The sequence below is a fragment of the Pseudomonas onubensis genome (genome assembly GCF_965653655.1).
Lineage (GTDB): Bacteria > Pseudomonadota > Gammaproteobacteria > Pseudomonadales > Pseudomonadaceae > Aquipseudomonas.
Genome location: NZ_CBFHAZ010000041.1, coordinates 40,790 through 49,502, shown reverse-complemented (window position 1 = coordinate 49,502; position 8,713 = coordinate 40,790). Strand labels below are relative to the sequence as shown.

Annotated in this window: 6 protein-coding genes; 2 read left to right on the top strand and 4 right to left on the bottom strand. The window is 61.8% G+C overall.

The features are described from left to right. Positions 1-336 precede the first annotated feature (336 nt). Positions 337-1,008, top strand: a complete 672-nt coding sequence (locus tag ACTD9P_RS15495; RefSeq protein ID WP_438868346.1) for a sterol desaturase family protein — start codon at positions 337-339, stop codon at positions 1,006-1,008. A 2-nt stretch (positions 1,009-1,010) separates the two neighbouring features. Further along, complete coding sequence (locus ACTD9P_RS15490) at positions 1,011-2,111, top strand: SMP-30/gluconolactonase/LRE family protein (RefSeq protein WP_438868345.1); 1,101 nt, start codon at positions 1,011-1,013, stop codon at positions 2,109-2,111. 50 nt (positions 2,112-2,161) lie between these two features. Here ACTD9P_RS15490 and ACTD9P_RS15485 read toward each other — a convergent pair whose 3' ends face one another. The 4 genes from ACTD9P_RS15485 to ACTD9P_RS15470 form a co-directional block, all read right to left on the bottom strand. Beyond that, positions 2,162-3,604, bottom strand: coding sequence for a hypothetical protein (locus tag ACTD9P_RS15485; protein ID WP_438868344.1), 1,443 nt, complete (start codon positions 3,602-3,604; stop codon positions 2,162-2,164). A gap of 487 nt (positions 3,605-4,091) precedes the next feature. After that, positions 4,092-5,057 (bottom strand): hypothetical protein, encoded by a 966-nt coding sequence (locus tag ACTD9P_RS15480; RefSeq protein ID WP_438868343.1) that lies wholly within the window; start codon positions 5,055-5,057, stop codon positions 4,092-4,094. 139 nt (positions 5,058-5,196) lie between these two features. Further along, positions 5,197-6,261, bottom strand: coding sequence for a lipocalin-like domain-containing protein (locus ACTD9P_RS15475; RefSeq protein ID WP_438868342.1), 1,065 nt, complete (start codon positions 6,259-6,261; stop codon positions 5,197-5,199). Then, positions 6,251-8,713, bottom strand: a complete 2,463-nt coding sequence (locus ACTD9P_RS15470) for an ABC transporter permease (RefSeq protein WP_438868341.1) — start codon at positions 8,711-8,713, stop codon at positions 6,251-6,253. Before ACTD9P_RS15470 ends, ACTD9P_RS15475 begins: the two co-directional genes overlap by 11 nt.

Below are 8,713 nucleotides of genomic sequence, written 5' to 3'. Positions count from 1 at the left end.
GGGGTAAACCGGCAGGGATGCCGGTTTAGCCGCGCTGGGCCAAGGATGGCCCATCGCGGCGGCCCCCCAAATCACTGGCGGATTGCGGGCATGCCGAGCCATAGCGAGGCACCGAGTGTTGGGGCGAAGACTTTTTGGTTACTTTTGTGTCTTTACAAAAGTGACCCGCTGTAAGAGCGGAACCATAAGCCGCCGTTACCGCAGCAACGGATATGCCCCCCGACCAATCACAGGCAACCCAACTCCCACACTTAAACCGCGTACCGCACAAAAACTCGCACTATCTCGCGTACCAACTAAGCTCAGGCTCCAACAAAAAAACCAGAGCTTGCCGCCATGGCCCATCCCACCGAGACCTTCCGCGCCCGCTACCGCGCCGCCGTGAGTGCCCGTTACAACCCTTGGCTGCATGCCAGTTTCGTGCTCGGCTACGGCGTTGTCTGCAGCGCCCTGGCCTGGTCCTCCACCGCGCACATCACCGCGCTCCAGTGGCTGAGCGTGCCGCTGACGCTGGTGTTCTTCAACCTGTGCATCTACCTCGTACACCGCCACCTCGGCCATCACAAACACAGCCTGGCCCGGTTGTTCTATGCGCGGCACACGGGTGACCACCACAGTTTTTTTACCCCCGGCCACATGACCTACGACAGCCCCCGAGACTGGCGCGTGATTCTGTTCCCGGCCTGGCTGATCGTGCTGCACAGCCTGGCGATCACCCTGCCCGCCTGGTGGCTGCTAAACCAGTTGAGCGCCAATGTCGCCGGGCTGTTTGCAGGGTGCATGATCCTTGGGTATTTACTTTACGAAGTGTTTCACGCCTGCGAACACCTGCCCGCCGAGCACCCGGTGGCACGCCTGCCATGGATTCGCCAGATGCACCAGTTGCATGCCCTGCACCACCGCCGTGAGCTGATGCAGGGGCGCAATTTCAATATCGTCCTACCACTGATGGATTACCTGTTCGGCACCCTGCACTGGGAGCCGAACGCCCACGACAACCAGGAATAGTCATGAGTACCCGCCCCAAAAAACTGCGCCATTTACTGTTCGTACTGCTGCTTGCAGTCATCGCTTTTCTGCTGCTGATGCCGACCAAAGTGCAACCGGTGAACTGGTCGCCACCCAAGGCGCCTTCACTCAAAGACGGCGCCTACGCCGAGAACCAGCGGCTCAAGGGCATTGAAAAAATCGGCGCCCCGGACATTGCTGGCCCCGAAACCTTGCTGCTCGACCCCCAGGGTTTTCTGATCAGCGGCCTGCAGGACGGGCGCATCATCCGCACCTCGCCAAACAGCCACACCCTGGAGGTGCTCGCCAACACCGGCGGCCGCCCGCTCGGCCTGGCGTTGCACCCCGATGGGCGTTTGATCATTGCCGATGGGGTCAAGGGGTTGCTTGCCTTGGATGCCAACCGCCAACTCAAGCTGTTGAGCAGCAGCGCTGACGGCGTGCCGTTTGGTCTCACCGATGATGTGACCGTCGACGCCGGCGGGCGCTATGCCTACTTCAGCGATGCGACGAGCCGCTGGGGCTATGGCCAGGACGGCACAGCGGTGATCGAACATGGCGGCGACGGGCGGTTGCTGCGCTATGACTTCAGCAACGGTACTACCGAGGTGTTGCTGGACCGGCTGCAATTTGCCAATGGCGTAACGCTCGGGCCGGATGAAAACTACGTGTTGGTGAACGAAACGGGCGCCTACCGCATCAGCCGTTACTGGCTCAAGGGCGAACGCAGCGGCACCCACGACCTGTTTATCGACAACCTGCCGGGCCTGCCGGACAACCTCAGTTTCAACGGCCGCGATCGCTTCTGGGTCGCGCTGTATTCGCCGCGCAACCCGTTGCTGGATGGTTTCGCCGGCTACCCGTTGTTGCGCAAGGTGATGGTGCGCGCATTGATGGTGGTGCCCAAGCCCATCGAGCGCAAAGCCTTTGTGCTGGGGCTGGACACCGATGGCAAGGTCATCGCCAACTTGCAGGATGGCACGGCGGGCAACTACTCGCCGATTACCACCGCACGCGAATACGGCGACTGGTTGTACCTGGGCTCGCTCACAAGCACCAGTATGGCGCGCCTGCCGTTGAAGCTGGCGTTGGCTGGCGAATAACAAAAAGGGGCAGCCTGTTCAGGCTGCCCCTTCTGATTTACATCACGGTATCAATGGATGATGTCTTGGGTGCAGATGTGCCCAAAGGTCACATACTGCACGTTATCACCGCCGACACCCACGCCCGGGAACTCGTCCAGCTCGATACGCCAGCCGCCGAAGTTGAAGGTGGTGTCCCAGGTGTACTGCACGCCGGTGCTGCTGTCCGGGTACTGCACGCGGTTTTCGCCAAAGCAGGTACCGAGCGCGGCACTGGCCTGGGATGTGCCGGCACTGTTGGTGGTGGCCTTGAAGTCGGTCCAATGGAACTCGGTGCCCTCAAAGCGCTTGTCGACACGCAGCACAGGTGTGACGCCCAGCAGCGGCGCACCCGTGGAATCGGACCAGTTGGTGGTCCAGTTCAATGTGCGCCCCGCCTGGGTCGCCATCCAGAATATGGATGCCGGTACCCGCACGATATTGTCGCCGGTTACCTGCGAGCTGTTCAGCCGTGGCGCAGAGCCGAGGCTTAGTTTGTAGTACTTGCTCGGGTCCTGCGTCACGGCCGGGTTGGCCCGCACACGTACCTTGACGGTGGTACCCGGCGTGACGCTCGGGTAAGTGGAGGTAGAACCGGCTGGCACGACGATCCAGTTGACGCCATCAAAGCGCTCGAAGATCCACTGGTTACGGCTGCCACTGTCATCGCCTGCCAGGTACATGCTCACGGCCTGGCCACGCACCGCCTTGAAATCGAAGTAATCGACGTCGTTGGCGTTGTCGAGGTTGCCGCTCACCTTGTTCATCGAGTCCGGCAGCGCAAAAGCGTCTTGCGGCGTGTCGTTGGGCTCGAAGGCATCAATGTTGGTGTCCGCTGCTACGCCAAAACTGAACTGCGCGTTGGTGGCGGTCTTGGCCACCATGTACCAGTAGTAGTCACCGGCCGGCAGCACGCCGTCGATGTATTCATCGGCATTGCCGGCGTTATCGGCGGTGGCCAGCAGTTGCAGGTTGCCTTGGCCGTCGTCGCGGAACAGGCTCAGCGACATGTCGGCGCCGGCACTCTGGTTGATCAACTGCACCAGCACCCGCGCGCTTTTTGGCAGGTTGAAGTGGTAAGGGAAATCCTGGCCCGTTTGCACTTCACTGATGGTGTAGAGGGTGTTGATATCCAGGGTCGGAAACAACGGCACAAAGTCGGCGACCGCTGCACTTTTCAGCTCGCTCTGACTCGGTTTTTTCAACTCACCGACAGCGCTGTTAAAGGGTACGGATTTGGCAGCCTTGGTAGCCGCCTTGGCCTTGCCGTCCCGCGCATCCAGCAGCTTTTGCCGCAACTCGTCCGGGATCGGCACCGCAGTGAGCGTGCCGCCAGGTTTGAGCGCGTCAATCTCGCCTTGGCTGACTGTGCCTGGGGTAAGTTTGGGAAGGGTCAGGTCGGCCAGGGCAGAGGCCGAGATAAAGCAGGAGGCCATCATGGCCGCGCCCAGCATAAAGGCTTTGGTTGATTTCATTTTTTATCCATCCATAGTTAAAAAATTGAAGCTCAGGTGAGCGGTGACATCCGGTCACCTGGGATGGAATGTAGAACAATACTGTATATCTGTACAGTATTTTTTAGGCGAATTTTCATGCTCTACCATTTCATCCAAATACACCAGGCGGTTGCACTGAAAAACCAAACCATTCCAGACAAATAGGGCCAAAGCGCCCAACGCTTCAAGCTCAAGGGAACTCCAGCCAGCTCTGCCCGGGTGACATAGCCCCTTCTCACGCACAGATTTGGCAAGAACAAAAAGCCTACGATCAGGCTCGTGCGCTTGAACCTGTCTCTGGCGCGATTTCGCCACCAATAACGCTTGTTGTCACATACCATTGTGTTACCGCTGAAACAGCTCTCCAGTTCATCTAGCTTTGTGTTCTCGACGAATACCATTAGGCCGTATGAAACGCCTGGTGATACTGCGAGAACAATCACACACACCGTGTAGAGGGTCGTGCTCATATACTCTCCGGTTGATAAATCAGATCACCGACCATTTCGCCCCCGAGCCCACCGATGCTCCCACCCACAGCACCTCCGGCAGCGCCCCCGAGAACCCCACAAATCAGTTCGCCTCTCCCTTTGAGCGCGATCCCCATGACCATCGAACATACACGGCGTGTCACCTTTGCCCCCAAGGCACCGCCGCGCGCAGCGCCTGCAACACTGCCCAGCAACTTCGCCGGTTCCACATATTTCGCTCGCCGACACAGCGCCTCCCTTCCCGTCATACACGCCTCCTTGACCTCCAATCCTGTCACCCCCACATCCATGGCCAACCCCACATAAGTCCCCTTCCCCAACCACTTCGACACCTGCGCCACGTCCCCGACCCGCTGCGCATACCCCGCAATCTCACCCTTATGCAGAAAGCTTTTGGTCGATATCCCCAACACTTTCTTCAACGATTGATTGCCTCGCAACCCCGTGCCAAACCGCGCCGCGCCTTGCAGTTGCGCGTCCAACTGCCGAAACAGCCCTTGGCGCTGGCGAGCAAACTCTCCCCGGTCCAACCCACCGCCCTTCAACCGCTGATGCAAGCGCTCAATCGCCTCCAGGGTCTGCGCCACTTCATCCAGATGCCGCGCCCACGCCGAAGTGGCGCTGCCGATACCAATCGAACCATTCGCCAGCAAGCTCTGCAGCAAGTCGTAGTTATTGATTATCGCCGAGCCGGCCGATGGCTCCAGCCGCCAGCGGATCTGCTCGCCATAACGCATCAACCAGGCTTCTTCACTGCGACAGCTGAAGCTGAAGTCGTCAGGGATAATCACCAGTTGCCCCGGAGTTACCAAGCCAGTACGCAAGTGCCGGTTCAACACGTCAAAGTGATCAGAACGCTGACGATTTGGCGCCCCGCCGATCGCCCTGGATTTCAGACTGTTGTAGTCCGTTGTGCGGTCATTGATGAATCCCTGCGCCATGCCTTACATCCCGGATGCAATTAAGATGGCGTCGGAATATAGGCAAGCGCAGGCAGCCCGCACACAAGGGCAGGCGCGGAATATCACATTTGGGAAGTTGCCTACTCGGCAGAGAAAAATCGCCTACAAAAACCCGCGATTAATACCCGGTCATCTCCAGATACCCCACACCACCGTCAAACTGCACCGGCCCTTCCCAGTACGGGATACTCAGGTTCATCCATGCCTTCGGGTTGACGGCCTGGGGCGTGATGTCCAGTTGTTTGCCGGGGATTTTCAATGACCAGCGCGTGGGGACAGTGCGCCCGTCAATCTCGGTGGTGGCCAGCGGTGTAAGTTGAATATCGGCGTTATGCAGGGTCTGGGTGTGCCCTTGTTGGTCGATCCAGGTGCCAGTCAGGTAACCCGCGCCGTCCTTTTGCCGCACGCGAAACAGCATCAACTGCTCGCCACGGTCCAGGTGCAGGGAGAACCAGTCCCAGCCGGTTTGGCTGGCGGCCAGGGGTTGGCTGCTCCATTCGCGGTCGAGCCAGGCCGGGCCGCTGACCTGGTAGGTGGTGCCGTCGAGGGTGACGTTGCCCGTTGCGGTAAAAAACGGCTGGCTGTAGTAGTAGGACGCCTGGCCTTGATCGGATTTACGGCTGTAGCCGTTATCGCCTTGCAGCACCAGCGGGCGGCTGGAGGTCAGGTGCAAATCGTAGGCAAACTGTGGGCCTGCGGCCTTGAGTTGCGTATCGGCCAAGGCGCTGGCGGCACCGGGCCGGGTGGCAAAGCTCCAATCGTCGAGCCAGGCAGTGAACGGCGCTGCCTGGGCGCCTGCCTGGCCCACGCCACCGCGAGCGTAGCGCTCAGCGGCGTAATGCCGGGTGGTGGACGTGACGGCGGCGTGGCCCAGCCAGATGGTCGAGTCGCGCCAGCCCGCGAGCACCGGCCCGGCCTTCAGCGCGTTGCGAAACAGTGTCCATTGCACGCCGAACACATGGCCTTGGGCATCCTTGAGGTTGGCGGTGACGTACCACCATTCGATGCGAAAGCCTGGGTGCGGGCCGTGGTCTTCGGGAAAGCTGAATACCTTGCCAGGCACCACCTGGGCAAAATCCGCCGCTTCGCTGCCAAGGCCGGCGAAGCTTTCCGGCGGCGCGGGGGCTTTGTCGCAGGCGGTCAATAGCAACACGGCGGCCCACCACCAGGCTTTAATCTTCATTGGCAAAGGTCCTCAACAAATCCGCCGGGCGGCTGCGGTACAACTGCCACAGTGGCCAGGCCGAGGCGAGCAGCGTGGCAAGCATAGCCAGCCCCAACAACTGCGCCAGCTGCCACGGGAACACTTGCAAGGGCAGGCGCCAGCCGAACGCCTGCACATTGATCACCGCGTCCAGGCACCAGGCCAGCAGCAGGCCCAAGGGTAAGGCCAACACCAGCGTCAACACCGCCAGCAGCCAGGTTTGGCCGAGGTTGAGCAGCATCAGTTGCCGGCGCGTCACGCCCAGTGCCCACAGCGGTGCGAGTTGGCCAAGGCGGCTTTGGCTCTGGGTCAGCAGGCTGATAAACAGCGCCACACCGGCAACACCCAGGGTCAGGCTGTTGAGTGCGGCGGTGGCGGCGAAGGTGCGTTCGAACACCTGGCTCGACCAGCCTTTGAGTTGCTGCTGATCGACGATACGGCTGTCCTCCAGGGCAAAGTCGTGCCGCACCTCCTGCACCAGTGCCGGTACATTGCCGGGCAGTACGCGCAGGTTGAAGCGCGCCGGTGCCAGGCCCGGCCAGTGCGCCAGCAAGTGTTGCGAATTCACCAGCAGATGGCCCTTGGGGTTGCCGTAGTCGGCATAAACCCCCACCACTGTTGGCGACCACACGCCTTGCGGCGTGGGCAGCTTGATCGCGTCGCCCAGGCCCACCTTCAAGCGGCGCGCCAATTGCTCGCTGAGCATCACGCTATCGCCCTGCAGCAGTTGGTCCCACGGTGCGCTGGCGGCTTGCAGCAGCGGCCAGTGCTGGCGATAGGTCGGGTCATCGACCACCCCGAACACATCCGCCGGCCAGCCCTGTAATTGCACCGCCACTTGCCAGGTAGGCAGCACCGCCTGCACCAGCGGTTGCTGCGCCAACCAGCTGGAAAGCTGCTCGGCCTGGGCCGGGTTTTGCGGGTTGAGGTACAGCTCGGCGGTAAGGCGTTGTTCCAGCCAGTTATTGAACGTCTGGCGAAACCCCGAAGTCATGGAGCCTGCACCAATATTCGCCGCCAGCGCCAACAGCAACGCCATCAACGCCAGACTCAGGGCCGGCAACTGCTGGCGGCAGTCGGCAAGGAACCACTGGCCCAATACTGAACGGCTACGCCCAAGCACCGCCGTCAACAGGCCATTGAGCACCACCGGCAGGCCGAGCGCCGCGCCCAGCAGCAACGTTGCCATCAGCACAAACCCGGCGGCGAGGCTGTTGCCCCACCACAACGCCAGCACGGCAATTGCCAACGCAGTAGCCGCCACCCAACCCTGACGTCGCAGCCAACGCCCGTGCGCCTCATGCCAGGCCTGGGCATTGGCCAGCGCCAGCAAAGGCAAACGCGCCGCGCGCCACAGGCTGCTGGCACCCGCCAGCAGCGCGCCGAGCAGGCTCAAGCCCAAGCCGGCCAACCACCACCACGGGCTGAGGCTCAACTGGCCCGCCACCTCGGCGCCATACAGGCCGCGCAGGCTGGCGGCCACATCCGGCAGTAACAGGCTGGCCAGCAGGTAACCACTGATCACACCCAGCACGCCGCCCAGCAACGACAACACCCCCAGCTCAACCGCCAGGCTGACGATCAGCAGACGCGCGCTGACCCCGCAGGCACGCAAGGTGCGCAGCAAGCCACGGCGTTGCTCCAGGGCCAGGCCGATGGCGGCGTGGACAATAAACAGGCCGACCACAAAGGATAAAAAGCCCAAGGCATCGAGGTTCAGGTGAAAACTCTCGGTCAGGCGCGAGAGGTTGTTGTCCTCGCCTTGCTTAAGTTGCAGCGCGGCGGGCGGCGTCGGCTGGGTGGCGGCAAAGGCCTTGTCCACCAGCAGGCGCGACAGGCGCCCCGGCATGTCCAACAACGGTTGGGCGAAGCCGATATCGGTCAGCAGCAGGCCGGGGGCCATGTCGGGTTGCACCTGCAACGGCGGCAACCGCAGCCCGCTCGCCGTCAACGGTTGCGCACCGGCCTGCAACCCCAACGCCTGCAAGGTTTGCGCGGCGATCCAGGTTTGCCCGGGCGGGTTGAAAAACCCGAGCATCTGCGCCTGGCTCAAGCGCTGCCCCGCCACCGCACCGCCACCGGGCAAGGACAACGGCTCGATGCCCATCAATTGCAAACGCAGGTCTTCATGCCCCTTGAGCTGCAGCCGCCCCTGCACCACCGGCGACACCGGCCAGCCGGCACGGCGCAATTCGGCAAACAGCGCCTGCGGGAAGCTCGCACCGTCCGGCGCACTCAGGCTGGCTTGCGGCTCACCGCCGATCAATTGGCTGGCACGTGCATAGCTGTCGCGCGCCTGGCTGTTAAGGGCTTGCACGCCGGTCAACAGCGCGGTGGCCAGCCACAAGCCGGTGAGCACGCTGAAGAACTGCACCGGGTGCCGTCGCCAATGGCTCAACAGCGCGCGCAGTGCCCAATAAAATACCCTCAT